This is a genomic window from Streptomyces sp. NPDC050315 (genome assembly GCF_040655775.1).
In the GTDB taxonomy this organism is placed as follows: Bacteria; Actinomycetota; Actinomycetes; order Streptomycetales; family Streptomycetaceae; genus Streptomyces.
In genome coordinates this window covers 524,021-545,081 of the sequence record NZ_JBFAKN010000005.1, presented here as the reverse complement: position 1 = coordinate 545,081, position 21,061 = coordinate 524,021, and the positions used below count along the sequence as shown (strand labels likewise).

Annotated in this window: 25 protein-coding genes; 12 read left to right on the top strand and 13 right to left on the bottom strand. The window is 71.6% G+C overall.

Annotated features, from left to right (window positions below; genetic code table 11):
• Window positions 1-32: 32 nt before the first annotated feature.
• The gene (locus tag AB0I82_RS21405; RefSeq protein ID WP_351598915.1) at window positions 33-113 is read right to left on the bottom strand and encodes a putative leader peptide; all 81 of its coding nucleotides are present in this window, start codon (window positions 111-113) and stop codon (window positions 33-35) included.
• 95 nt (window positions 114-208) lie between these two features.
• The gene (locus AB0I82_RS21400) at window positions 209-580 is read right to left on the bottom strand and encodes a thioredoxin family protein (protein ID WP_363259084.1); all 372 of its coding nucleotides are present in this window, start codon (window positions 578-580) and stop codon (window positions 209-211) included.
• A gap of 279 nt (window positions 581-859) precedes the next feature.
• On the opposite strand from AB0I82_RS21400, the gene AB0I82_RS21395 reads away from it, so the two are divergent.
• The gene (locus AB0I82_RS21395) at window positions 860-1,573 is read left to right on the top strand and encodes a lysophospholipid acyltransferase family protein (protein WP_363258895.1); all 714 of its coding nucleotides are present in this window, start codon (window positions 860-862) and stop codon (window positions 1,571-1,573) included.
• A gap of 16 nt (window positions 1,574-1,589) precedes the next feature.
• Here AB0I82_RS21395 and AB0I82_RS21390 read toward each other — a convergent pair whose 3' ends face one another.
• The 4 genes from AB0I82_RS21390 to AB0I82_RS21375 all read right to left on the bottom strand — a co-directional run bounded on the left by AB0I82_RS21390 (window position 1,590) and on the right by AB0I82_RS21375 (window position 5,647).
• On the bottom strand, window positions 1,590-2,285 hold the full coding sequence (locus tag AB0I82_RS21390) for a phenylalanine--tRNA ligase beta subunit-related protein (RefSeq protein ID WP_363258893.1): 696 nt from the start codon (window positions 2,283-2,285) through the stop codon (window positions 1,590-1,592).
• A gap of 103 nt (window positions 2,286-2,388) precedes the next feature.
• A complete protein-coding gene (locus AB0I82_RS21385) occupies window positions 2,389-3,462 on the bottom strand; it encodes a low specificity L-threonine aldolase (RefSeq protein ID WP_363258892.1) in 1,074 nt (357 codons plus the stop codon).
• Window positions 3,459-4,220 carry an SDR family NAD(P)-dependent oxidoreductase gene (locus AB0I82_RS21380; protein ID WP_363259083.1) on the bottom strand — a complete coding sequence of 254 codons (762 nt, stop codon included), beginning with the start codon at window positions 4,218-4,220 and terminating at the stop codon, window positions 3,459-3,461. Before AB0I82_RS21380 ends, AB0I82_RS21385 begins: the two co-directional genes overlap by 4 nt.
• 29 nt (window positions 4,221-4,249) lie before the next feature.
• Entirely contained in the window at window positions 4,250-5,647 is a 1,398-nt protein-coding gene (locus AB0I82_RS21375; RefSeq protein ID WP_363258891.1) for a DUF6421 family protein, read from the bottom strand.
• A gap of 253 nt (window positions 5,648-5,900) precedes the next feature.
• Between AB0I82_RS21375 and AB0I82_RS21370 the strand changes: the two genes are divergently transcribed.
• From AB0I82_RS21370 to AB0I82_RS21360, 3 genes are all read left to right on the top strand, one after another.
• Window positions 5,901-6,572 (top strand): helix-turn-helix transcriptional regulator, encoded by a 672-nt coding sequence (locus AB0I82_RS21370; protein ID WP_363258890.1) that lies wholly within the window; start codon window positions 5,901-5,903, stop codon window positions 6,570-6,572.
• A gap of 76 nt (window positions 6,573-6,648) precedes the next feature.
• Window positions 6,649-6,774 (top strand): hypothetical protein, encoded by a 126-nt coding sequence (locus AB0I82_RS21365; protein WP_363258889.1) that lies wholly within the window; start codon window positions 6,649-6,651, stop codon window positions 6,772-6,774.
• Window positions 6,775-6,863: 89 nt separating this feature from the next.
• Entirely contained in the window at window positions 6,864-7,547 is a 684-nt protein-coding gene (locus AB0I82_RS21360; protein ID WP_363258888.1) for a glycerophosphodiester phosphodiesterase family protein, read from the top strand.
• 36 nt (window positions 7,548-7,583) lie between these two features.
• Here AB0I82_RS21360 and AB0I82_RS21355 read toward each other — a convergent pair whose 3' ends face one another.
• Window positions 7,584-8,126 carry a GNAT family N-acetyltransferase gene (locus tag AB0I82_RS21355; RefSeq protein WP_363258887.1) on the bottom strand — a complete coding sequence of 181 codons (543 nt, stop codon included), beginning with the start codon at window positions 8,124-8,126 and terminating at the stop codon, window positions 7,584-7,586.
• Window positions 8,127-8,238: 112 nt separating this feature from the next.
• Between AB0I82_RS21355 and AB0I82_RS21350 the strand changes: the two genes are divergently transcribed.
• The 5 genes from AB0I82_RS21350 (at window position 8,239) to AB0I82_RS21330 (ending at window position 12,091) form a co-directional block, all read left to right on the top strand.
• Complete coding sequence (locus AB0I82_RS21350) at window positions 8,239-8,631, top strand: VOC family protein (protein ID WP_031059322.1); 393 nt, start codon at window positions 8,239-8,241, stop codon at window positions 8,629-8,631.
• 161 nt (window positions 8,632-8,792) lie between these two features.
• Entirely contained in the window at window positions 8,793-9,356 is a 564-nt protein-coding gene (locus tag AB0I82_RS21345; protein WP_363258886.1) for a DUF5134 domain-containing protein, read from the top strand.
• A gap of 157 nt (window positions 9,357-9,513) precedes the next feature.
• Window positions 9,514-10,449, top strand: a complete 936-nt coding sequence (locus tag AB0I82_RS21340; protein WP_363258885.1) for a M56 family metallopeptidase — start codon at window positions 9,514-9,516, stop codon at window positions 10,447-10,449.
• Window positions 10,450-10,548: 99 nt separating this feature from the next.
• A complete protein-coding gene (locus tag AB0I82_RS21335; RefSeq protein WP_363258884.1) occupies window positions 10,549-11,301 on the top strand; it encodes a phosphatase PAP2 family protein in 753 nt (250 codons plus the stop codon).
• A 94-nt stretch (window positions 11,302-11,395) separates the two neighbouring features.
• A complete protein-coding gene (locus AB0I82_RS21330; protein ID WP_363258883.1) occupies window positions 11,396-12,091 on the top strand; it encodes an HAD-IA family hydrolase in 696 nt (231 codons plus the stop codon).
• A gap of 19 nt (window positions 12,092-12,110) precedes the next feature.
• Here the strand turns inward: AB0I82_RS21330 and AB0I82_RS21325 are convergent, their stop codons facing one another.
• The 5 genes from AB0I82_RS21325 to AB0I82_RS21305 form a co-directional block, all read right to left on the bottom strand.
• Window positions 12,111-12,569 (bottom strand): VOC family protein, encoded by a 459-nt coding sequence (locus tag AB0I82_RS21325; protein ID WP_363258882.1) that lies wholly within the window; start codon window positions 12,567-12,569, stop codon window positions 12,111-12,113.
• Window positions 12,570-12,620: 51 nt separating this feature from the next.
• A complete protein-coding gene (locus AB0I82_RS21320; RefSeq protein ID WP_363258881.1) occupies window positions 12,621-13,889 on the bottom strand; it encodes an MFS transporter in 1,269 nt (422 codons plus the stop codon).
• A 43-nt stretch (window positions 13,890-13,932) separates the two neighbouring features.
• Window positions 13,933-14,778 carry a DUF1080 domain-containing protein gene (locus AB0I82_RS21315; RefSeq protein WP_363258880.1) on the bottom strand — a complete coding sequence of 282 codons (846 nt, stop codon included), beginning with the start codon at window positions 14,776-14,778 and terminating at the stop codon, window positions 13,933-13,935.
• Window positions 14,775-15,695: a hypothetical protein gene (locus AB0I82_RS21310; RefSeq protein WP_363258879.1), complete on the bottom strand. Its 921-nt coding sequence runs from the start codon at window positions 15,693-15,695 to the stop codon at window positions 14,775-14,777. The genes AB0I82_RS21315 and AB0I82_RS21310 overlap by 4 nt, the downstream gene beginning before the upstream one ends.
• Before the next feature lie 201 nt (window positions 15,696-15,896).
• Window positions 15,897-17,117 carry an ROK family protein gene (locus tag AB0I82_RS21305; RefSeq protein ID WP_363258878.1) on the bottom strand — a complete coding sequence of 407 codons (1,221 nt, stop codon included), beginning with the start codon at window positions 17,115-17,117 and terminating at the stop codon, window positions 15,897-15,899.
• A 171-nt stretch (window positions 17,118-17,288) separates the two neighbouring features.
• Here AB0I82_RS21305 and AB0I82_RS21300 point away from each other — a divergent pair, with 171 nt between their 5' ends.
• From AB0I82_RS21300 to AB0I82_RS21290, 3 genes are all read left to right on the top strand, one after another.
• Complete coding sequence (locus tag AB0I82_RS21300) at window positions 17,289-18,392, top strand: Gfo/Idh/MocA family oxidoreductase (RefSeq protein ID WP_363259082.1); 1,104 nt, start codon at window positions 17,289-17,291, stop codon at window positions 18,390-18,392.
• A 2-nt stretch (window positions 18,393-18,394) separates the two neighbouring features.
• Complete coding sequence (locus AB0I82_RS21295) at window positions 18,395-19,315, top strand: sugar phosphate isomerase/epimerase (RefSeq protein ID WP_363258877.1); 921 nt, start codon at window positions 18,395-18,397, stop codon at window positions 19,313-19,315.
• An 83-nt stretch (window positions 19,316-19,398) separates the two neighbouring features.
• Window positions 19,399-20,226: a sugar phosphate isomerase/epimerase gene (locus AB0I82_RS21290; protein ID WP_363258876.1), complete on the top strand. Its 828-nt coding sequence runs from the start codon at window positions 19,399-19,401 to the stop codon at window positions 20,224-20,226.
• 6 nt (window positions 20,227-20,232) lie between these two features.
• Here AB0I82_RS21290 and AB0I82_RS21285 read toward each other — a convergent pair whose 3' ends face one another.
• Window positions 20,233-20,976, bottom strand: coding sequence for a TetR family transcriptional regulator (locus tag AB0I82_RS21285; RefSeq protein WP_363258875.1), 744 nt, complete (start codon window positions 20,974-20,976; stop codon window positions 20,233-20,235).
• Between the last annotated feature and the right edge of the window lie 85 nt (window positions 20,977-21,061).

The following is a 21,061-nucleotide window of genomic DNA, read 5'->3' as shown; positions in this document are numbered from 1 at the left end:
TGTACGAGCCGGAGTGGCGCTGTCGTCGCTGCTCACACGCCCGGACAACGCGCGCTCGCGGTGCGCAGGAGGTCCACGTGGACACGTCCGTACAGAAGGGGATCAGGCCGCATGACGTCAGCCTGGCGATGCGTGCGTGATGCAGTCAAGTGCTCACGGGCAGGTGCGACCACAATCACGCAGCGTGTACGGGCCACCCTCATGAGCTTCAGGTGCCGACCGCGGCACCCAGGGCCGCGATGACGTCCGCCTTGCGGGGCTGGCCCGAGGCGCGGCGCACGACCGTGCCGGCCGCGTCCAGGACGAGGACCGTCGGGGTGCGCACGATGCGCAGCTCCCGTACGAGGTCGAGATGGGCTTCGGCGTCGACCTCGACGTGCGTCACGCCCGGCACCATGCCCGCGACGTCCTCCAGCGTGCGGCGGGTGGCCCGGCACGGCTGGCAGAAGGCGCTGGAGAACTGTACGAGCGTGGCCCGCTCCCCCAGTCCGGCGCCGATCCGCTCCGCGGTCAGCCGCTCCGTCCCCTGCTGTCCTGCCTGCCCTGCCACCTTCGGCCTTCCGTCGCCGCGCCCGTACATGTGCACGCGTATGTGCCTCCGGTGTCAGCGTATGCGGGCCGGCGATGATTCCCGGCCGGTGTACCGTCAGCCCCCGGAACCCGGTTGATCAGCGGTTACCGGGGTACGCGGCAGGGATACACCGCACACGGACGTGACGAGGATCTCCCGGCCCGAAGCGGCCCGACGGTAGCCCCTGGGCCCTTCTTCGGGCACGATCTCCGAAAGCCCAAAAGCTACGGCTGCGTAACATCCCGCCGGGAGAGCCCCTCCCCAGGCACAGAAGGGGACCCCCCGACCATGGCAGAGCTCGTTTATCCGCCCGTCATCGGCTTCGCCCGCACGGCGTTCAAGGCGCTGGACCTGAAGTTCGACATCGCCGGAGCGGAGAACATTCCGCGGCGCGGCGGCGCGGTGCTGGTGAGCAACCACATCGGGTACCTGGACTTCGTCTTCTGCGGCCTGGCCGCGCTGCCCGCGAAGCGCCTGGTGCGCTTCATGGCGAAGGACTCGGTCTTCCGGCACAAGGTGTCCGGGCCGCTGATGCGCGCGATGAAGCACATCCCCGTGGACCGCGCGCAGGGTGTGCACGCCTACCGCCACGCGCTGAGCGCGCTGCGCGGCGGCGAGATCATCGGGGTCTTCCCCGAGGCCACGATCTCGGAGTCCTTCACGCTGAAGAACTTCAAGTCCGGCGCGGCCCGGCTGGCCCAGGAGGCCGGCGTGCCGCTGATCCCGATGGCGCTGTGGGGCACGCAGCGACTGTGGACCAAGGGCCACAAGCGCGACCTGGGGCGGAACCACTTCCCGATCACCATCCGGGTCGGCGAGCCGATCGAGGCGCCCGCCGAGGAGCAGGCCGAGAAGATCACCGACCGGCTGCGCCTCCGGGTGCAGGACCTGCTGGAGGCGGCCCAGCGCGCGTACCCCGTACGCCCCAAGGGCCCGGACGACACCTGGTGGGTGCCGGCACACCTGGGCGGCACGGCACCGGCACCGCGGACGGCGGGCTGACCCTCCGGCGCGCGCCTCAGCGGCGGATCTCGCCCATCTCGATGCGCGCGCCCGGGGAGAACTTCTCCAGCAGTTCGGCCAGTTCCGCGCCCGCCTCCTCCAGCGCGTCCAGGCTCATCGGCGCCATCCGCTCCAGTAGGAACAGTGCGCTGGTGGAGTCCTCGGTGAGGCGGGTGCGGACGCCCTGGCGCCAGTTCCAGCGGCGGCAGGTGACGCCGATGCCGTCCTGCCAGACGACCTCACCCGGCTCGGGGTGCTCGGTCACGGGCTCGCCCCCGGCCGCCGTCTCGAAGGGCTCGTCCCCCGTGGCCCGTACGAGGCGCATGTCCCCCTCGATACGCCCCAGATCCTCGCCGCCGACCGGGAGGACGTGCGCGACGCTGATCGCGTTGTAGACATCGACGATTCGGTTGACGCGCGGCAGGCCGCCGTCGGCCAGGGCGCGCCGGGCCAGCGCCTCGGCGGAGTTACGGGTGCGCGAGGGCTTGGCACCGAAGGCGGTGTACGCGGCGCGCCAGGCGGCAATGTGCGGCTCCTCCTGCGGGGGCGTGCCGCACAGCCGCGCGGCGAGCCGGGCCGCCGCCTCGTCCAGCAGCGCCGAACTGGCGTCATCGCTGGGTCCGTTGACCAGGTCATGGGCCTCGACGACGAGGTGCGCGAAGCCGGGCGCCAGCGCCCGGACGTCATCGGAGACGGTGACGGAGATGCTCATGGCAGGCATTCCAGCACGCACGAGCGCGGTTCAGCAAGCTGCACCGAAAAGTGCAGCTCACTGAACCGCGCGTCGCGTATCTTCTTCGCCTTACGGCCTGCGTTTACGGTCGGCCCATCTCCTCGCGGAGCGCGTCCACGAAGCCGTCCACGTCCTCCACGGTGGTGTCGAACGAGCACATCCACCGGACATCGCCGGCCGCCTCGTCCCAGAAGTAGAAGCGGTACCGCTTCATCAGGCGCTCGCTCACATCGTGCGGCAGCCGCGCGAAGACGGCGTTGGCCTGGACCGGGTACAGGATCTCCACGCCCTCGACCGCACGCACCCCGGCGGCCAGCCGCTGCGCCATCGTGTTGGCGTGCCGGGCGTTGCGCAGCCACAGGTCCTTGGCCAGCAGCGCTTCGAGCTGTACGGACACGAAGCGCATCTTCGAGGCCAGCTGCATCGACAGCTTGCGCAGGTGCTTCATGGCGCGCACGGCGTCGGGGTTGATGACGACCACGGCCTCGCCGAAGATCGCGCCGTTCTTCGTGCCGCCCAGCGACAGGATGTCCACACCCACGGCGTTGGTGAACGCCCGCATGGGAACGTCCAGCGACGCCGCGGCGTTGGCTATCCGGGAGCCGTCGAGGTGCACGACCATGCCGCGCTCGTGGGCGTGCTCGCAGATGGCCCGGATCTCATCGGGGGTATAGAGCGTGCCGAGTTCGGTGTTCTGCGTGATCGAGACGACCTGCGGCATGGCCCGGTGCTCGTCGTCCCAGCCGTACGCCTCGCGGTCGATGAGCTCGGGGGTGAGCTTGCCGTCCGGGGTGGGGACGGTCAGCAGCTTCAGGCCGCCGACGCGCTCCGGCGCCCCGCATTCGTCGACGTTGATGTGCGCGGACTCGGCGCAGATCACCGCGCCCCAGCGGTCGGTCACGGCCTGGAGGGCGACGACGTTGGCGCCGGTGCCGTTGAAGACGGGGAACGCCTCGGCGGTCTGCCCGAAGTGGCTGCGGATGACGCGCTGGAGATTCTCGGTGTACTCGTCCCCGCCGTAGGCGATCTGGTGACCGCCGTTGGCGAGGGCGAGCGCTTCGAGGATCTCGGGGTGCGTGCCGGCGTAGTTGTCGCTGGCGAAGCCGCGTACCGAGGGGTCGTGGTGGCGCCGCGCGTCGGTCTTGCCGGCACTCACGGCTTGGGGGTCAGCCACAGACGCTGTCCATTCACTTCCTGGGCGGGCCGGTTCCAGACGCCGACGACGGCCTCTGCCAGCTCCGTCACGTCCGTGAAGCCCGCGAATTTCGCGTTCGGTCGCTCGGCGCGCATCTGGTCGTTGACGAGCGCCTTGACCACCAGGATGGCAGCCGCCGCGTGCGGGCCGCCCTCGCCCCCGGCCTTGCGGAAGGCGTCGCCCAGCGCGAGCGTCCAGGCCTCCGCGGCGGCCTTGGAGGCGGCGTAGGCGGCGTTCCCGGCCGTGGGCTTGCTGGCGCCCGCCGCGCTGATGAGCAGGTAGCGGCCGTTGCCGCTGCGCTTCAGCGGGCCCTCGAAGGCCAGCGAGGTGTGCTGGACCGTGCGGATCAGCAGCTTCTCCAGCAGATCCCAGTCGGCGAGGTCGGTCTCCGCGAAGGACGCGGAGCCGCGCCAGCCGCCCACGAGGTGCACCAGGCCGTCGATCCGGCCGAATTCCTTCTCCGTACGGTCCGCCCAGTCCCGGGTGGCGTCCAGGTCCAGCAGGTCGACGGTGTCGCCCGTGACGGTCGCGCCGCCGTGGGCGTACCGCGCGGCGTCCACCGCCTCGGCCAGCCGCCCGGCGTCCGCGTCCGAGGCGACCACCGTGGCCCCCGCCTCGGCCAGCCGCAGCAGCGCAGCCCGCCCCGCCGGGCCGCCCGCGCCGGCCACCGCGACGACCGCGCCCTCCAGTACGCCCTGGTTACCGGTCGTAGTAGTCATCTCGGCCTCCCGCTGCTCCTTGTCCGCGCTCACGCCGCCGCCCCTGCCTCGTCGCCGGCCGTGATGCCCTTCGTGGAGGCGATGACATCACGGAGCTTCTTGCGCAGGGCCTCATAGAACATGCTCAACGGGAATTCGTCCGGAAGCACCTCGTCGACGAGTTTCCGCGGCGGGAGGCTCAGATCCAGGGCGTCCGGGCCCTTGGCCCAGACCGAGCCGGGGTGCGGCGCGAGGTAGGTCGAGACCAGGTCGTACGCGGCGAACCAGTGGACCAGCTTCGGGCGGTCGATGCCGTCGCGGTAGAGCTTCTCGATCTCGCCGCACAGCTGCTGGGTGACCAGCGGGGCCCGCTGCCAGTCGATGTGCAGGGTGTTGTCCGTCCAGCGCACCACGTCGTGCTTGTGGAGGTACGCGAAGAGCAGCTGACCGCCGAGACCGTCGTAGTTCTTCACGCGGTCGCCGGTGACCGGGAAGCGGAACATCCGGTCGAAGATCACGGCGTACTGGACGTCCCTGGCCTGCGGCAGGCCCTCCGCCTCCAGCTTCACGGCCTCCTTGAAGGCGGTGAGGTCGCAGCGCAGCTCCTCCAGGCCGTACATCCAGAACGGCTGCCGCTGCTTGATCATGAACGGGTCGAAGGGCAGGTCACCGTGGCTGTGCGTGCGGTCGTGCACCATGTCCCACAGGACGAACGCCTGCTGGCAGCGGTCCTGGTCGGCGAGCATCGCGCGCACGTCGTCCGGGAGGTCGATGCCGAGGACCTCCACGGCGGCCTCGCTGACCCGGCGGAAGCGCGCGGCCTCGCGGTCGCAGAAGATGCCGCCCCAGCTGAAGCGCTCGGGGGCCTCCCGCACGGCGATGGTCTCGGGGAAGAGCACCGCGGAGTTGGTGTCGTAACCGGCGGTGAAGTCCTCGAAGGTGATGCCGCAGAACAGCGGGTTGTCGAAGCGGGTGCGCTCCAGCTCCGCGAGCCACTCGGGCCAGACCATGCGCAGCACGACGGCCTCGAAGTTGCGGTCGGGGTTGCCGTTCTGCGTGTACATCGGGAAGACGACCAGGTGCTGCAGGCCGTCCGCACGGTCGCGGGCCGGCTGGAAGGCGAGCAGCGAGTCCAGGAAGTCCGGCACGGCGAAGCCGCCGTCGGCCCAGCGGCGCAGGTCGGCGACGAGCGCGCGGTGGTACGCGGCGTCGTGCGGCAGCAGCGGGGAGAGCGCCTCGACCGCGGCTATGACGCGGTCGACCTCGCGGCGCACGGCGGCGGCGTCGGGCGCGCCCTCGGCGTCGAGGTCGATGGAGCCGTCCGCGGACTGCCAGGGCCTGATGGCCTCGACGGCGTCCTTCAGTACGGGCCAGGCCGCGTGCTCGACCACGCGCTCAGCGGTTGTCGTGCCCGCCTGGACACTCACAGGCGAAAGAATTTCCGTCATGACTGCCCTCCGGCAGGAGATCGTTCGGTGAGTACACCGTAACCGGATCACCCTCACCCCTCAAGAGGGATCAACGGAAATCATCCTGCCCAGCCCCTACCCGCGAAGATGTTTTTCCTGTGGGCGTAGCAGGAATCGGCATTTTCTGTCGCATCGGCCATCCGAGTGGCGTACACACGGTGACCGACCGAATCCGGTCACCAGCCGGCGTTCGTACGATCACCGACCGATCAGGAACATCCCGGAACACGAGATGTTCGGGCTTCGCGACCGCACTTCCCCGCCGCGCCCCGAAGATGGCCGGGCAAGCACGCCGTACCGCCGCCAGGGGGCCACCACGTACCCGCGACTCCCCGTCACCGCCTGGGCCGTGCTCGGCCTGCTCTCCTTCCGTTCCGGCCGCACCGGCTACGACCTCAAGAAGTGGGCCGACGCCTCGCTCCGCTTCTTCTACTGGTCGCCGGCCATCAGCCAGATCTACGCCGAGCTGCGCCGCCTGGAGGAGCTGGGCCTGGTCACCTCGCGGCGCTCGGGCCCGGACGAGCCACGGGCCAAGCGCCGCTACACGATCACCGAGGACGGCCGCGACGCGCTGGCCGCCTGGGCGGACGGCACGCAGGACTGCGGCCCGCCGGTCCTCAAGCACCCGCTCCTCCTGCGCGTCTGGCTGGGACACCTCGCCGCGCCGGACACGCTGCGCGCCCTCGTGGAGCGGCACCGGGAACGCACCCGGGCCGGGCTGCGGGAGGTACGGGAGGCGCTGGCCGACGCCGGTCAGGAGCCGGAGTGGGACTTCCCGCGCGTCGCGCTGGGCTGGAGCGAGCGGCAGCACCTGGCGGAGCTGGAACTGGCCGAGGCGATGCTCGCCGACCTGGGAAGGCTGGGCGGCCGTCAGCACGCGCAGGACGCGCCCACGCACGGGTGAGGGGATCCGCCTGCCCGCGCCCTTCGTCAGGATCAGGCGTTCCCGGTCCGCACACAGAAGAATGGAGTCGCCCTACGTGAGTACCCGTGCCGTACTGGTGGCGGCCGTCATCACCGGCCTCGTCCTGGGGGTCGCGAGCGTCCGCGCCGGGCACGCCGCGACGACATCCGGCGTTCCCTCCGTGGTCAGCACGGCCCGTTAGGCTGGCCGCCGTTTCCGGCAGCCGTGCCACAGCCGGTGGCCGGTGCCGTACCGCCAGCCACAGCCGACAGACACAGAAGCGAGGCAGCCTTGTCCTTCCTGACCATCGGACACCGCGGGGTCATGGGTGTGGAGCCGGAGAACACCCTGCGCTCCTTCCGCCGCGCCGAACACGAAGGGCTCGACCTCATCGAGCTGGACGTGCACCTCAGCAAGGACGGCGCGCTCGTCGTCATGCACGACGCGGATGTGGACCGCACGACCGACGGACACGGGCCGATCGCCGACCACACCCTCGCCGCGCTGCGCGAGATGGACGCGGGCAAGGGCGAGCGCATCCCGGTCTTCGAAGAGGTCGTCGAGGCGGTGCGGTCGCCGCTGCAGGCCGAGATCAAGGACGTGGCGGCGGCCCGCGCGCTGGCCGACGTGCTGCGCGAGCGCGACCTCGTCGACCGGGTCGACGTGATCTCCTTCCACGACGAGGCGCTGGCGGCCGTCCGCACGCTGCTGCCGGGCGTGCGCACGGGCCTGGTGGCGAGCCGGTACGGCACGGACGTGGTGGACCGGGCGCGCACCGTGGGCGCGGAGTACCTCTCGCTGAACATCCGCCGGCTCACCCTGGAGCTGGTCGAACGCGCCCACGCGGCCGACCTGCGGGTGCTCGCCTGGACCGTGAACACCCACGACCAGCTGCGGATCGCCCGCGGGATGGGCCTGGACGGCGTGGTCACGGACTTCCCGGAGATCCGCCGGGCGACGCGCTTCACCGCGTAGCGGTCACGCCGCGGCCCGGCCCGAAAGCGGCGGCCCTCAGGCCAGCTTCTTGACCAGCAGCTCGAATTCGAGATCGTCGCGCTGCGGGATGCCGAAGCGCTCGTCGCCGTACGGGAAGGGGGTCGTCCGGCCGGTGCGCGCGTAGCCGCGGCGCTCGTACCAGGCGATCAGCTCGGCGCGCTGCCGGATGACCGTCATGTGCATCTCACGGGCGCCCCACTCGGCGCTTACGGTGCGCTCGGCCTCGGCGATGATCACCTTGCCCAGACCGCCGCCCTGGAGCGTGGGGCGCACCGCGAACATGCCGAAGTAGGCGTGCGCACCGCGGTGTTCGAGCTGGCAGCAGGCGACGAGCTCGCCGTCCCGCTCGGCCACCAGGAGCCGGCTGTCCTCGGCGGCGACCACCGCGGCGACGCCCTCGGGGTCCGTGCGCTGCCCCGCCAGCAGGTCCGCCTCCGTGGTCCAGCCCGCCCGGCTGGCGTCCCCCCGGTACGCCGACTCGATGAGGTCGACGAGCGCGGGGACGTCGGAGGCGGTGGCGGCGCGGAAGGTCAGCTCGGGTGCGGGCGTGGTGGCCATGGCGGGCGGGGGTCCTCTCGGGCGGGCGGGGCCGGCGAGCACGAGGCTAACAAGGGGGCGGGACCGTGCGTCACTGTGTTCGGGAGGCCGCTCACCCCGTAGGGTCCGTGCCATGGTGCAGGTACTGAGCAGCAGAGTGCTGGTGCGGCCGGCCGATCCCGAGCGGTCGCGGGAGTTCTACGGAAAGGCGCTGGGCCTCCCGGTGTACCGGGAGTTCGGCACGGGACCCGAACGCGGCGTCGTGTACTTCCTGGGCGGCGGCTTCCTGGAGGTCTCGGGCCGCTCGGAGCAGCCGCCCACCGCGACGCTCCAGCTGTGGCTCCAGGTCGCGGACGCGGCGGCGGCGCACGAGGAACTGGCGGCGCACGGCGTGGAGATCCTGCGGCCGCCGGTCAAGGAGCCGTGGGGGCTGATCGAGATGTGGATCGCCGACCCGGACGGCCACCGGATCGTCCTCACGGAGGTCCCGGCGGACCATCCGCTGCGGTACCGGCCGGGGATCTGACGGCACTACGGGGGCGATCTCGCGGGCACTACGGGGGGCGATGGCACGGTAATCGCACACGCGCTCCCTAGTGCGCCTGTGCGCTCCCGTGAAGCGAGGCCCCGGCGGGCATCCTGCGAGCGGAAGAGATCGTTCGCGTCGGAGCAGCGGGGAGGCACGCCGTGCAGGGATCGACGATGGCCGGCTGGCTGCTGGTCGCGCTGTGCGCAGCGGCGAGCGCGTACTGCCTCATGCGCTCGCGCGCGGGGGCGGGGGCGGAGCGGGCCCCGGCCTGGCGGGGGCAGGCGCGCGGCGAGGGGCTGATGGCGCTGGGCATGGCGGCGATGGCGCTGCCGGCCGCCGTCGTGCCGCTGCCCGGCTGGTCGGCCTGGGTCTTCGTGGCGGCCTTCGGGACGATCGGCCTGTGGGCCCTCGCCGCCCGCCATCCGCATCACGCGGTGGGCTCGCTCGCCATGGTGTACATGGCGCTGGTGATGACGACGGCGCAGGCCGGTGCCGGGCACGCGGGCCATGCGGTCCACGGCGGCGCGGGCGGGATACCGGTACTGACGGGCCTGCTGCTCGCGTACTTCGCGGTGCACGCCGTCGCGTCCGGCATACGCCTGATACCGGCCCCCGCCGTGGCCCCCGCGGGCGGCCCGGCCGCCGTGCCGCGGCCGGAGTTGCTGAGCGCCTGCCGTACGGCGATGAGCGTCGGGATGTTCACGATGCTGCTGACGGTATAGATGCTGCGGACGGTGTGGGCGTCGGGAAGAGTCGGCGGCCGGCCGGACACCGGCGCTGAGCACTTATGAGCGCCTCACACCTCATCCGTCGGTGTCATGCGTCACTTCCGGGGCAAGACCGTACCTCTCAGTAGCCTCTCGCCATAAGGTGACGGCCATGATGGTCCCCTTCGCGCTGATCCTCCTCGGCGCGCTGGCGGCGGCAGTGGCGCCGCGCCTGATGGCCCGCGCGAACTGGCCCGACCGCGAGCCGGTGCTCGCCCTGTGGGTCTGGCAGTGCGTGGTCGCCGGTGTGCTGCTGTGCTGTGTGCTGGCCATGTCCCTCAGCGCCGCGGCGGCCTGGGAGGCGGTGCGGGGCAACGTCTTCGCGCTCGCCCCGCACGACGTCATCGAGGCGTACGCGCTCGGCGCCTACGGCTCCTGGGCGGCCCCACTGGCCGTGCTCCTCGCGTGCGGCGGCGCGTGGACCGCCGTTGTACTGACGCGGGAGGTGCGGGCCTCGCGGGCGCGCCGCAAGCAGCGCCGTGCCGACGTGGCGCTGCGCTCCCCGCTGCTGCCCGGCGAGGAGCGGACCGACGACCCGCTCGTGGTGCTGGAGGGCGACCGCGCCGAGGCGTGGTGGCTGCCGGGCCTCTCGCCGCAGCTGGTCGTCACCACGGCCGCGCTGCGGCGCCTGAAGGGGGATCAGCTCGACGCGGTGATCGCGCACGAGAAGGGCCACGCGCGGGCGCGCCACCACCTGCTGCTGCACTGCGCGACGGCGCTGGCGGTGGGGTTCCCGCAGGTGCCGGTCTTCGCGGCGTTCCAGGACCAGGTGCACCGGCTCGTCGAGCTGTGCGCCGACGACATGGCGTCGCGCCGCTTCGGACGGCTGACGACCGCCCTGGCGCTGGTCGAACTGAACGAGGACCGCGGGGTCTTCGGCCCCTGCCCGGCACAGTGCGCGCAGGTACCGGCGCGGGTCGACCGGCTGCTCGCCCCGGCCGCCCGCCTCACGCCGGTCCGCCGGCTCGGCATGACCGCCGTGGCAGCGCTGGTACCGGTCGTCCCCCTGCTGATCACCTTCGTACCGGGGCTGAGCGCCCTCACGTGACGGGCACGACACGAGTGTGATCCCGGCAGCGGTCCGGTTCGCGACATCGGTGCAGCTGAGAGGTGGCCGGGGCCCGGGTGGTTCGGACAGGATCGGGGCATGGGTACTTCGTCCTCCTCCGGCACCGGCAGCGCACCCGGGACGGCCACGCCGCCCGGCACCACGGCAGGCGCGCGGGCGCTGTACGCGGCGGGGTGGCTCGCCGCCGCGGCCGTGGCGCTCGGCGTCCTCGTGGCCGTCCGCTGGGCACCACTGGCACACACGGACCGGACCATCGCCGGAGACCTGCACCAAATGGCGCGCGCGTCGCCGGACTGGACACAGGCGAACCGCATCCTCACCGACTGGGTCTGGGACCCCTGGACGATGCGTGCGTTGCTGGTGGTGTTCGTGGGGTGGCTGGTGTGGCGCGGGGTGCGCATCCTCGCCGCCTGGGTGGCGGCCACGTCCGTCGTCGGCACGCTGCTCCAGCAAGGCATCAAGGCCCTGCTGGACCGGCCGCGCCCGGTCTGGCCGGACCCGGTCGACTCCGCGCACTACGCCTCGTTCCCGTCGGGACACGCGATGACCGCCACGGTCGCGGGCGGGCTGGCGCTGTGGGTACTGGCCGAGCGCGGCGCGCCCGTGGTGTGGCGCCGGGTGGTGGCCGTACTGGCCGTCGTGTCCGTGCTCGGCGTCGGCTGCACCCGCCTGTACCTCGGCGTGCACTGGCTCTCCGACGTACTGGCCGGCTGGCTGCTGGGCGCGGCGATCGTGGCCGCCGCGGTCGGCCTCTACACCCGCCTCGCCGCGGCCTCGGCCACCACGCCACCGGACGCCGAAAAGCCTGCCGGCCCAGCCAACGCCGACTGACCACGCCCCGGCCCGGCGGCAGCCCGGCCGCCACGTCCGCCCCTCCCCCGTATGCCCTTGGCCCCGGGCCGCCGTACAGGACAGGATGGTGACCATGGCGTACAAGGGCGTGCTCTTCGACTTCTCCGGGACGCTGCTGCGGATCGAGCCGGTCGCCACCTGGCTGCGCGCGGCGCTCGACGCGACCGGGACCACCATGACCGATGCCGAATTCGACCACGCGGTACGGGAGTTGGACCGCGCCGGCGCGCTGCCCGGCGGTTCCTCGCCCGAGCGGCTGCCCGCCGGCCTGGAGGAGCTGTGGCGGATCCGGGACCGCACGGCCGCGCACCACCGCGAGCTGTACACCGCGCTGGCCCGCCAAGTACCGCTCCCGTCCGAGGAGTTGTACGAGGCGCTGTACGTCCGCCACAAGTCACCGGCCGCCTGGGCGCCGTACCCGGACGCCGCCGAGGTGCTGGGCGCGCTGCGCGACCGCGGCGTGGCGACCGGCGTGGTCAGCAACATCGGCTGGGACCTGCGCCCGGTACTGCGCGCGCACGGCCTGGATCCGCTGATCAGCACGTACGTCCTGTCCTTCGAGCACGGCATCCAGAAGCCGGACCCGCGGATCTTCGAACTGGCCTGCCGGGAGCTGGGGCTGCCCCCGCAGGACGTCCTGATGGTCGGCGACGACCGCCGCGCGGACGGCGGCGCGCAGGCCCTCGGCTGCGGCTACCTCCCCGTCGACCACCTCCCGGCCACGGCCCGCCCGAACGGCCTCGCCCCGGTGCTCACCCTGGTCGACTGAGGGGCCCGTGCAGTCCCCGTCACGGGCGCGGTTTGACGTTGAGGTTCACGCCGAGCGCTGCTTCGGTGTCCAGTACGGTCCAGCTGCCGCCGGGATAGTGGCCAATGTTGCGCAGCGCGTACCCGAGGTCCGCCAGCTCGCCGACCACCGCGTCGCGTGCCTCGCCCACCTGGAAGCCGATGTGGTGGACGCCGTTGCCGTGGGCGTCGAGGAATTCCCTGAAGGTGGACGGGTTCTCGTCGGGCTCGTGCAGCTCGATGACGAAGCCGCGCTCCGGACACTCCAGGACGGCGAACTTCAAGCCGTAGCACGCGGTCTCGCCCCGGTAGGTCTCGTCCGGATTGGGCTCGGCGGGCGTGATTCGGACGTGGGGTCGCGGGACGTCCAGCAGCTCGCACCATGCGTCGAGCGCACGGTCGATGTCCTCGACGACCAGGGCGATCTGTATGAATCCGGTGAGGGGGAAGGTGGTTTTCATGGTTTCTCGCATTTCAGGAAGGGGGTCTCACGGCTGCCCGGCAAGGGGATCTCACGGCTGCACGGCGAGGGCGTCCGCGTCCCGGCTCGCGTCCGTCGGGCCCGCGGTGGTCTCCTCGACGGCGGTCTCCTTGCGGAAGAGCGCGACGAAGACGGCGGTGGCGGCGACCGATACCGCGCCGGCGACCAGCCACAGCGTGTCCCAGTCGCCGAGGGAGGCGACCGCGCTGTTCCCGATGACGTCGTTGTAGATGAGGCCGGCGATCAGCGCGCCGATGCCCTGGCCGACGCCGATGCTCATGAAGAAAACCAGCGCCTGGGCCTGTGCCTTGAGGGCCGGGGAGACCATGCGGTCGACGTACATGCACGCGGTGATCATGAAGAAGTCGTTGCACGCGCCGTGCATGCCCACGACGACGAACGCCAGCCAGTGCGGCCCGCCGTCCATGGCGAGGAAGAGCCCGCACCGCACGATCCAGCAGACCAGCCCCGTGATCAGTACGCCGCGATAGCCCATCGTGCGCAGCATCAGCGGCAGTACGAGGATGAAGACCAGCTCGCACGCCTGCCCGATCGACATGACGGAGGCGACGTTCTCGATGCCGGCGACGGACAGGTACGTCGAGCCGTACGCGTTGTAGATCGCGATGGGCACGCTGATGAGCAGCATGCAGCCCATCAGGACGAGGAAGTTGCGCCGCCGGAAGAGCGCGAAGGCACCGATGCCGACGAAGTCGCCCGGCTTGAACTTCACATCGCGCTGCTGCGGCGGCGTGGCGGGCAGGGTGAAGGAGTACACGCCGAGCACGACCGCCCAGCCCGCGGTGAGGTAGAAGATCACCGGGCTCGCCGACAGGCCGGTCTGGCCGACGATCAGGCCCGCGACGATCCACGAGGCCGTGCCGAGGGCCCGGATGTACGGGAAGACGTGGTGCCGGTCCCCGAGGTGCACGAAGGCGATGTTGTTCGGCATCGCCTGGGTCGGCTGGAAGAAGAGCGTGAAGGCGAAGAGCAGGATCAGGAACAGCGCGTCATTTCCGGACCGCACCGCGCTCGGAAGGAAGAGCAACAGGGCGGCGCCGGCGAGATGCAGCACGCCGAAGACTTTCTGCGCCGGGAAGAAGCGGTCGGCCAGGGCGCCGACGAACATGGGCGAGATGACCGCGGCCACGGCGGAGAAGACGAAGACGAGTCCGATGAGGTCGCCGAGGCCGTTCCTGCTCAGTACCAGGCCGATCGTCGGATACCAGGATCCGAAGACCAGGAATTCCAGGACCATCATCAGGCCGAGGCGGGAATACAGGCCGGTTCTTTTATCCATCATGGGTCCTCTGCGCTGAGAACAAAGCGTATGGGTCGGACTGTTACAGGCGCTTGATGCGCAGGTTCCGCCAGCGACAGGCGGCGTTCGCGCCCCAGCGGTCGAGGCCCAGCCGGGGATCGGTGTCGTGCACTTCCAGGGCGAGATGCCCCTCGGAGCCCAGCAGGTCGTGGACGGCGTCGGCGTCGTAGTGCGGTGCGTCGAGCGTGGCCATGTCGATCTCGGCGACCAGCAGGCCGTTGATCCAGGTGGTGACGGTGGGCCGGGCGCCGACGCAGCGGATCCGGAATTCGTTCCAGTCGTTCCAGCGCCAGACGTCGAGGAATTCCTCGACCTCCGCGCTCCGGATGAGCAACGCGCGCTTTTCGGGAGAGAAGGGCTCGACGCTGGTTTCCGGATCGTCCTCCCGGAGACCAATGGCATTGCCCCGGTCGTCCACCTCGGCGGTCAGCGCGAAGGGCACGGCGTGAAAGGCGCCGATGCCATTGCCGTAGTAACCGCCGATCGAACCGGAGCGCCGGTGATCGAGGAGTACCTGAATTCCCTCCCAGGAATGCGGACGCCGGCGGATCATGATGCCGCTGTCGGCGGGCCAGTCGGGCCTGGCCTCCAGGACCAGTTCGAAGTCGCCGAAGGACTCCTCGGACACGAGGTAGCCGCCGTATCCGCTGCCGGGCGGGTCCTGCCGGCCCACGAGCGCGCCGTCCTCGACGGTCCACTTGGCCGGGTGCGCGTCCGCGTGCACCTGGTAGTCGGCCGGGAAGCCGTCCTCGGGGGTCAGCACGTGCGGGCCGCCCGGCCACTGGGTGCCGTAGGTGCGGGGAACGGCGTACCAGCCGTTCAGCGTCTGCCCGTCGAAGAGGCTCTCGTAGCCGTCGTACGAAGTCATGCCGGAGCCTTCTCGTCGGACAGCGGGTACGACACCATCGCGAAGCGGTTGCTGTCGGGGGCCCAGCTGTTGACGTTGAGCGTGCCCTGGCCGCCGAAGAGCGGGTACGTGCGCAGCGGCCGCGCCCAGTCGTCCGTCGAGACGACATGGACGTGGACGTCGAGGTCCTCGGGGTGGCCGAGCGTGCCTTGCGGGAAAGCGATGTACGTGGCGTGCCTGCCGTCGGGCGACAGATGCGGGAACCAGTCGACGGTCTCGGACGCGACCAGCCGCGTGAGCGGGCCGCCCGCCGCGGGGAGCCGGCACAGCTGCGCGTGCCCCGGAGCGGTCGCGTACGCCTCGCTGTTGAGGTGGATCCACGCGCCGTCGGGCGAGTACTCGGGGCCGTCGATGTGGCCGGCGCCGGTGTCGAGCGTGCGGGAAGCGCCGCCCGCCGCGGGCATGAGGGCGAGCCGGCCGGGCGCGCCCTGCACGCCGCGCGGGATCGCCACGTACGCCAGCGTTTCGCCGTCCGGACTGATGCCGTGCAGGAAGTGCAGTACGCCGTCGTCCCCGGTCAGGCGGGTGCCCCGGCCGCCGGTGGACGGCGCGGCGTAGAGGTGGCCGTCCATGCCGGACACGTAGATCGTGTCGCCGTCCGGCGAGAGGACGTGGTCGTTGTTGATCTGCGGTACGCCGTCCAGCGGGACTTCGTGGAGCGCGGTGGGCCGGTCGAGGTCGAGTCGCCACAGCTTGCCGTCGCCGTTGAGGAGCAGACTGCCGCCGTCGTGGCTCCAGTTGGGAGCCTCCAGGAGGATGTCCGCCGTCTCGTACAGCTGGTACGGAGCCGGGGAGTCCAGGGATGCCGTCCACACCACGGTCCGCTGCCCGGGCTTGAGCTGCCGGGGGCGCATACCGGTGTCTTCCGTCGTGCTCATGTCTCTCGCCGTTCGTTCGTTCAGGGAGCTTCCGCGGGAAGAACCGCGGGGCTCATGGGGCATCCGGTGCGGCGGCTGTGCGCCACCGGCCGGTCGAACGAAACCGGTTAACGAGACACGTGCATCATTGGCCAGGGGGTGGGGGCTGTCAAGAGATCCTCTGCCGAGAAACCGCGAAACCCCTGACCGGAGGCCCGCCGCTCACCGGCCGGGCGTCAGCAGCCCCCCGACGTTCTCCGGCGAGAGGACGAGTTCGATGCCTGCCACGGCGCCGCCGGCGAGGCCCGCGTACTGGCCGAGCCTGCTGTGCGTCAGCGTCAGGTTGCGGGTGGCCAGTGGCAGCGCCCGGCGGTAGACGACGCCGCGCACCCCGGCCAGCAGGTCATCGCTGACCGTGCTGACGAGGCCGCCGAGGACGATCGTCCGCGGGTTGTAGAAGTGGACGAGCGTCGCGACGACCTCCCCGATGGGTTCGGCGGCGGCGCGCACGGCCCTTACGGCGCTCGCGTCCCCGGAGCGCAGCCGGTCGGCGAGGTCCTCGACGGTACGCAGCTCCGGGTGGTGCTGTTGCAGTTCGCCGAGCACCGCGGCGGCGGACGCCACGGCCTCGACGCAGCCGACGTTGCCGCACTCGCAGACGACGTGATCGGCGCCGGGCACCCGGACGTGGCCGATGTCGCCGGCCGCGCCGTCGGCGCCGCGGTGCAGCTGGCCGTCCCCGGCGACCAGCCCGCCGCCGATGCCCGTACCGATCTTGATGAACAGCAACGGGCCCGCCTCGCCCGGCAGCGAGCGGGCCTCACCCAGAGCCATGAGGTTCACGTCGTTGTCGACCAGGACGGGGCAGGAGAACCGTTCGCCCAGCCGGTCGCCGACCGGATAGCCGTCCCAGCCGGGCATGATCGGCGGCCGCACGGGGCGCCCCATCTGCGAGTCCACGGGCCCGGGCAGGCCGACGCTCAGCGACCTGACGTCCTCCGCGGTCAGCTCCGCCTCGCCCAGCAGCTCCGCCAGCTGCTCGCTCAGCACGTCGAGCCCCTTCTCGGGCCCCTGCCGGATGTCGAAGGGCACCTGCCGGTGGGCGAGCAGCCGCTGGCCGAGGTCGGTCACCGCCAGCCGGACGGAGCGGGCCCCGACGTCGGCCACCAGGACCGCACCGGAGCGGGCCGCGAGCGAGAGCCGGTGCGCCGGCCGTCCCCGCCCGGTGGCTTCGGCGCGGCCCGACTCCACGACGACGCCCGCCGCGAGCAGTTGGTCGAGGTGGGTGTTGACCGCGGTACGGGACAGGTCCGTGGCGCGGACCAGGGCGACCCGCGAGTCGGCGGCGCCCGAGGCGATCAGCCGCGTCAGCGAACTGCGCACGGTACTGCCGTCGGCGCGCCCCGACACGTTCGGCCAGGTCAGACGTACTGGTTCCCACACGGTGGCTCTCCGCTCCCCGTCGAAATGCTCCGAATATTGCTCGGAAAGAAATTTAATTAAGACTCTTGTAGATGTAAATAGCGGCGGCTTACGGTTCTGGCGAACGAAACCTGGGCGTGAGACACCCGTAATCCTTCCCCTCAACACACAGAAGGAGCCGTTCTGTTGCACGTGGCACTCGTCGGCGCCGGCATGATCGCCGAGGTCCACCGGAGGGCGGTCCTGCTCGCCGGTGGCGAGGTGACCGGCGTCCTGGCCTCCTCCCCCGAGCGTTCGCGCGAGGTGGCCCGCCGGTGGCGCGTCGGCCACGGCTACCGCGATCTCGGCGAACTGCTCTCCGACGACCGCGTCGACGTGGTCCACATCTGCACCCCGAACGCCACCCACGCCGCCTACGCCGAGGCAGCACTGCGCGCGGGCAAGCACGTGGTCTGCGAGAAGCCGCTGGGCGTCTCGGTCGCGGAGGCCGAGTCGCTGGCCGCGCTCGCCGCAGAGAGCGGGCTGGTGGCCACGCTGCCCTTCGTCTACCGCTACCACCCGCTGGTACGGGAGATCCGCGCGCGGCGGCTGGCCGGCGAGTTCGGCCGGTGGAATCTGATCCACGGGAGCTATCTGCAGGACTGGATGGCGCCGGCCGACGCTTCGGGCTGGCGGGTCGACCCCGAACTCGGCGGCCGCTCCCGGGCCTTCGCGGACATCGGGTCGCACTGGTGCGACCTGGTCGAATGGGTCACCGGCGAGCGCTTCGACGAGGTACTGGGCGCGCTGTCCATCGCCGTGCCCGAACGTCCCGCGAGCGGCGGCCCCAGCTTCTCGGGCTGGGCGGACGCCTCCGCGACCGTACCGGTCCGCACGGAGGACTCCGCGACCGTACTGCTGCGCACGGCGAACGGCCTGCTCGGCTCGACCGTCGTCTCGCAGGTGGCGCCCGGGCGCAAGAACCGCCTCTGGTTCGAGCTGGACGGCTCCCGCGCGAGCGCGGTCTTCGACCAGGAGAACCCGGAGACGGTCTGGCTGGGCGGCCTGGACGGCAGCCGTCTTGTCGTACGCGATCCCGGGCACGGCGCGGCCGAACAGCGGCGGCTGTCCGCCCTGCCCGCCGGACACCCGCAGGGCTATGCCCAGTGCTTCGAGGCGTTCGTCGCCGACACCTATGCCGCGATCGGCGGCGAACGGCGCGAGGGCCTGCCGACGTTCGCGGACGGACTGCGGTCCGCGCGCCTCGTCGAGGCGGTCCTGCAGTCCCATCACGACGGTACTTGGACGAAGGTGTGACCATGCGACTTGGAATGCTGACCGCCTGCCTGCCCGGCTGGGACCTGGAGCGCATCGCCTCCTGGGCCGCCGGAGCGGGTTACGAGGCGCTGGAGGTCGCCGTCTGGCCCGGCACCGGCGGCCGCGACTTCGAAGCGAGCCACCTGCCGGTCGCCGACTTCGACCCCGAACAGGCGGAGCGGACAAGGGAGTTGTTCGACCGGCACGGCCTGGAGCTGTCGGCGCTGGCGTACTACGAGAACAACCTCCACCCGGATCCGGTCCGGCGCGCGGAGATCCGTACGCATCTGCGGCACGCCGTGGACGCCGCCCAGGCACTGGACGTCCCGTACGTCGGGACCTTCATCGGCCGGGACTGGACGAAGCCGGTCGCCGACAATCTCGCGGAGGCCGAACGCGTCCTCCCCGAGCTCGTCGAGTACGCCGGGGAGCGCGGCGTGAAACTCATCATCGAGAACTGCGTCATGGAGGGCTGGCACCCCGACGGCTATCCGGGCAACCTCGCCTACTCACCGGAGCTGTGGGAGTGGATGTTCTCCCTCGGCTTCTACCTGAACTGGGACCCCTCCCACCTGACCTGGATCGGCATCGACCCGGTCGAGACCATCGCGCCGTACGCCGACCGGATCGTGCACGCACAGGCGAAGGACGTCGAACTCGACGCGCGGGCACGGCAGCGGTACGGCTTCTTCGGGAAGACCGACAAGGGCGGCAACCCGTGGGAGACGGGCTGGTGGCGCTACCGCGTGCCGGGCCTCGGGCAGGTCGACTGGCCGCGCATCGTGGACCGGCTGTACGAGCACGGCTTCACCGGCACGCTCTCCGTCGAGCACGAGGACCCCGTCTGGAGCGGCGACGAGGACCGCGTGACGCAGGGCCTGCGCATCGCCCACCGCACACTGCGCCCGCTCATCGTCGACTGAGCGCCCAGGCAGCAGCACGAGTCGCCGAAGTACGGCATCACCAGGAGCCACCGCAGTACGGCATCAACAGGAGCCCACCGAAGTTGAGCACGACACCCACCGAGTCCCACTCCCTCCCCTCCCTCTCCGTCCAACTCTTCAGCGTCCGCGACCAGTTGGCCGCCGACCGGGACGCCACACTCGACCGGCTGGCCGGCATCGGCTTCCGCCACGTGGAGCCGTTCGGGCTCGGCGCGCCCGACCGGTCCGCCGCCGACCGGATGGCACAGGTACGCGGGCTGCGCCGCTCGCTCGACGCCGCGGGGCTGACCGCCCCGACGGTGCACGCCGGGCTGCCGCGGGACCTGTCCGAGCTCGCCGCGGAGTGCGAGGTCCTCGGCGCGGACACCGTGCTGGTCCCGCACCCCCACCTGGTGGCCGGATTCGACGAGGACGCCTTCAACGACCCGGACAAGCTCGACGCGTTCGCCGACACGCTGTGCGAGGCCGCGCACGAACTGTCCGGCCACGGCTTGCAACTCGGCTACCACAACCACTGGTTCGAGTGGACACCCCTGCCGGACGGCACGCCGGCCTGGGACCGCTTCTGGACCCGGGCCGACGACCGCCTCGTCGCCGAACTCGACGTGTACTGGGCGGTGGCCGCCGGCGCCGACCCGGCATCCGTACTGGCACAGCTGGGCACACGCACCGTAGCCGTCCACCTCAAGGACGGCCCGGCCCAACGCGACCTCCCCCAAACCCCCATCGGCACGGGCAAGGTCGACCCCTCAACAGCCCTCCGCCACGCCCCCGCCGGCATCCGCTGGCACGTCACCGAGATCGACACAACGGACCACGACCCGTACGACCTCCTGACCCACAACGCCCGGACACTGGTCCGGCGCGGGCTGTCCGGCTGGGGGCTGTGACCCCCTTCAGTCGAAGCGGTCGAGCAGTGCGTCCAGCCCGGCGGCCAGCTGTTCCGGGCCGCCGCGCTCCGCGAGGGCGAGGGCGGTCGCCCGCAGCCGGGGCAGCTCCTGGGCCGACATCCGGTGCAGGCCGAGCCGGAAGGCCGGATCCGGTTCGGCGGGCTCGTCGTCCATGGCCCGCAGCTCGACGATGAGGTAGCCGAGCAGCCACGCCGTGAAGGCCCGGTGGACGGACACCGTGCGGCGGTCGTTCATGCCGGCGGCGTGCAGCAGCGCCAGGACGCGCTCGTCGCTGCGCAGCACGGCCGGGGGCCGCCGGGCCAGCGGGGTGGACAGCAGGCGGGTGGCCAGCAGGGGCACCACATGGGGGTGGCACAGCCCGACCCGGTAGGTGGCGAGCGCGATGCGGTGCAGTCCCCGCCGCCAGTCACCCGCCTGCGGCGCCCCGGCCCCTTCGGTCTCCTCCCCCAGGACCTGCTCCAGTTCCCCGCAGAACGCCTCCACCAGCCCGTCCAGCAGGTCGCTCTTGCTCTGCGCGTACCGGTACAGGGCCATCGCCTCCACGCCCAGCTCCGCCCCGAGCTTGCGCATGCTCAGCCCGGACAGTCCGTCCCGGTCGACCACCTCCAGGGCCGTGGCCAGCACGCGCTCCCTGGTCAGCCGCCCGTAGTGCCCGCGGTCACTGGCGCGCCGGCCCCCGCCGCCACCTGCACCCTTCGCGTCCTTCGCACCGTTCGCGTCCTTCGCCATGCTCGCCTCCGCGTGCCTCTCCTGGTGCTCTCCCCATGCCGCCCGATGGCCCCCCTTGACTCCGGGAAACTTCGGGCGCAAAGTC

What these genes read in the sequence shown, in the direction of transcription:
- AB0I82_RS21405 (WP_351598915.1), bottom strand. Translation starts at nt 113, where the DNA reads ATGCGGCCTGATCCCCTTCTGTACGGACGTGTCCACGTGGACCTCCTG.
- AB0I82_RS21400 (WP_363259084.1), bottom strand. Translation starts at nt 580, where the DNA reads ATGTACGGGCGCGGCGACGGAAGGCCGAAGGTGGCAGGGCAGGCAGGA.
- AB0I82_RS21395 (WP_363258895.1), top strand. Translation starts at nt 860, where the DNA reads ATGGCAGAGCTCGTTTATCCGCCCGTCATCGGCTTCGCCCGCACGGCG.
- AB0I82_RS21390 (WP_363258893.1), bottom strand. Translation starts at nt 2,285, where the DNA reads ATGAGCATCTCCGTCACCGTCTCCGATGACGTCCGGGCGCTGGCGCCC.
- AB0I82_RS21380 (WP_363259083.1), bottom strand. Translation starts at nt 4,220, where the DNA reads ATGACTACTACGACCGGTAACCAGGGCGTACTGGAGGGCGCGGTCGTC.
- AB0I82_RS21375 (WP_363258891.1), bottom strand. Translation starts at nt 5,647, where the DNA reads ATGACGGAAATTCTTTCGCCTGTGAGTGTCCAGGCGGGCACGACAACC.
- AB0I82_RS21370 (WP_363258890.1), top strand. Translation starts at nt 5,901, where the DNA reads ATGTTCGGGCTTCGCGACCGCACTTCCCCGCCGCGCCCCGAAGATGGC.
- AB0I82_RS21355 (WP_363258887.1), bottom strand. Translation starts at nt 8,126, where the DNA reads ATGGCCACCACGCCCGCACCCGAGCTGACCTTCCGCGCCGCCACCGCC.
- AB0I82_RS21350 (WP_031059322.1), top strand. Translation starts at nt 8,239, where the DNA reads ATGGTGCAGGTACTGAGCAGCAGAGTGCTGGTGCGGCCGGCCGATCCC.
- AB0I82_RS21340 (WP_363258885.1), top strand. Translation starts at nt 9,514, where the DNA reads ATGATGGTCCCCTTCGCGCTGATCCTCCTCGGCGCGCTGGCGGCGGCA.
- AB0I82_RS21335 (WP_363258884.1), top strand. Translation starts at nt 10,549, where the DNA reads ATGGGTACTTCGTCCTCCTCCGGCACCGGCAGCGCACCCGGGACGGCC.
- AB0I82_RS21330 (WP_363258883.1), top strand. Translation starts at nt 11,396, where the DNA reads ATGGCGTACAAGGGCGTGCTCTTCGACTTCTCCGGGACGCTGCTGCGG.
- AB0I82_RS21325 (WP_363258882.1), bottom strand. Translation starts at nt 12,569, where the DNA reads ATGAAAACCACCTTCCCCCTCACCGGATTCATACAGATCGCCCTGGTC.
- AB0I82_RS21320 (WP_363258881.1), bottom strand. Translation starts at nt 13,889, where the DNA reads ATGGATAAAAGAACCGGCCTGTATTCCCGCCTCGGCCTGATGATGGTC.
- AB0I82_RS21315 (WP_363258880.1), bottom strand. Translation starts at nt 14,778, where the DNA reads ATGACTTCGTACGACGGCTACGAGAGCCTCTTCGACGGGCAGACGCTG.
- AB0I82_RS21310 (WP_363258879.1), bottom strand. Translation starts at nt 15,695, where the DNA reads ATGAGCACGACGGAAGACACCGGTATGCGCCCCCGGCAGCTCAAGCCC.
- AB0I82_RS21295 (WP_363258877.1), top strand. Translation starts at nt 18,395, where the DNA reads ATGCGACTTGGAATGCTGACCGCCTGCCTGCCCGGCTGGGACCTGGAG.
- AB0I82_RS21285 (WP_363258875.1), bottom strand. Translation starts at nt 20,976, where the DNA reads ATGGCGAAGGACGCGAACGGTGCGAAGGACGCGAAGGGTGCAGGTGGC.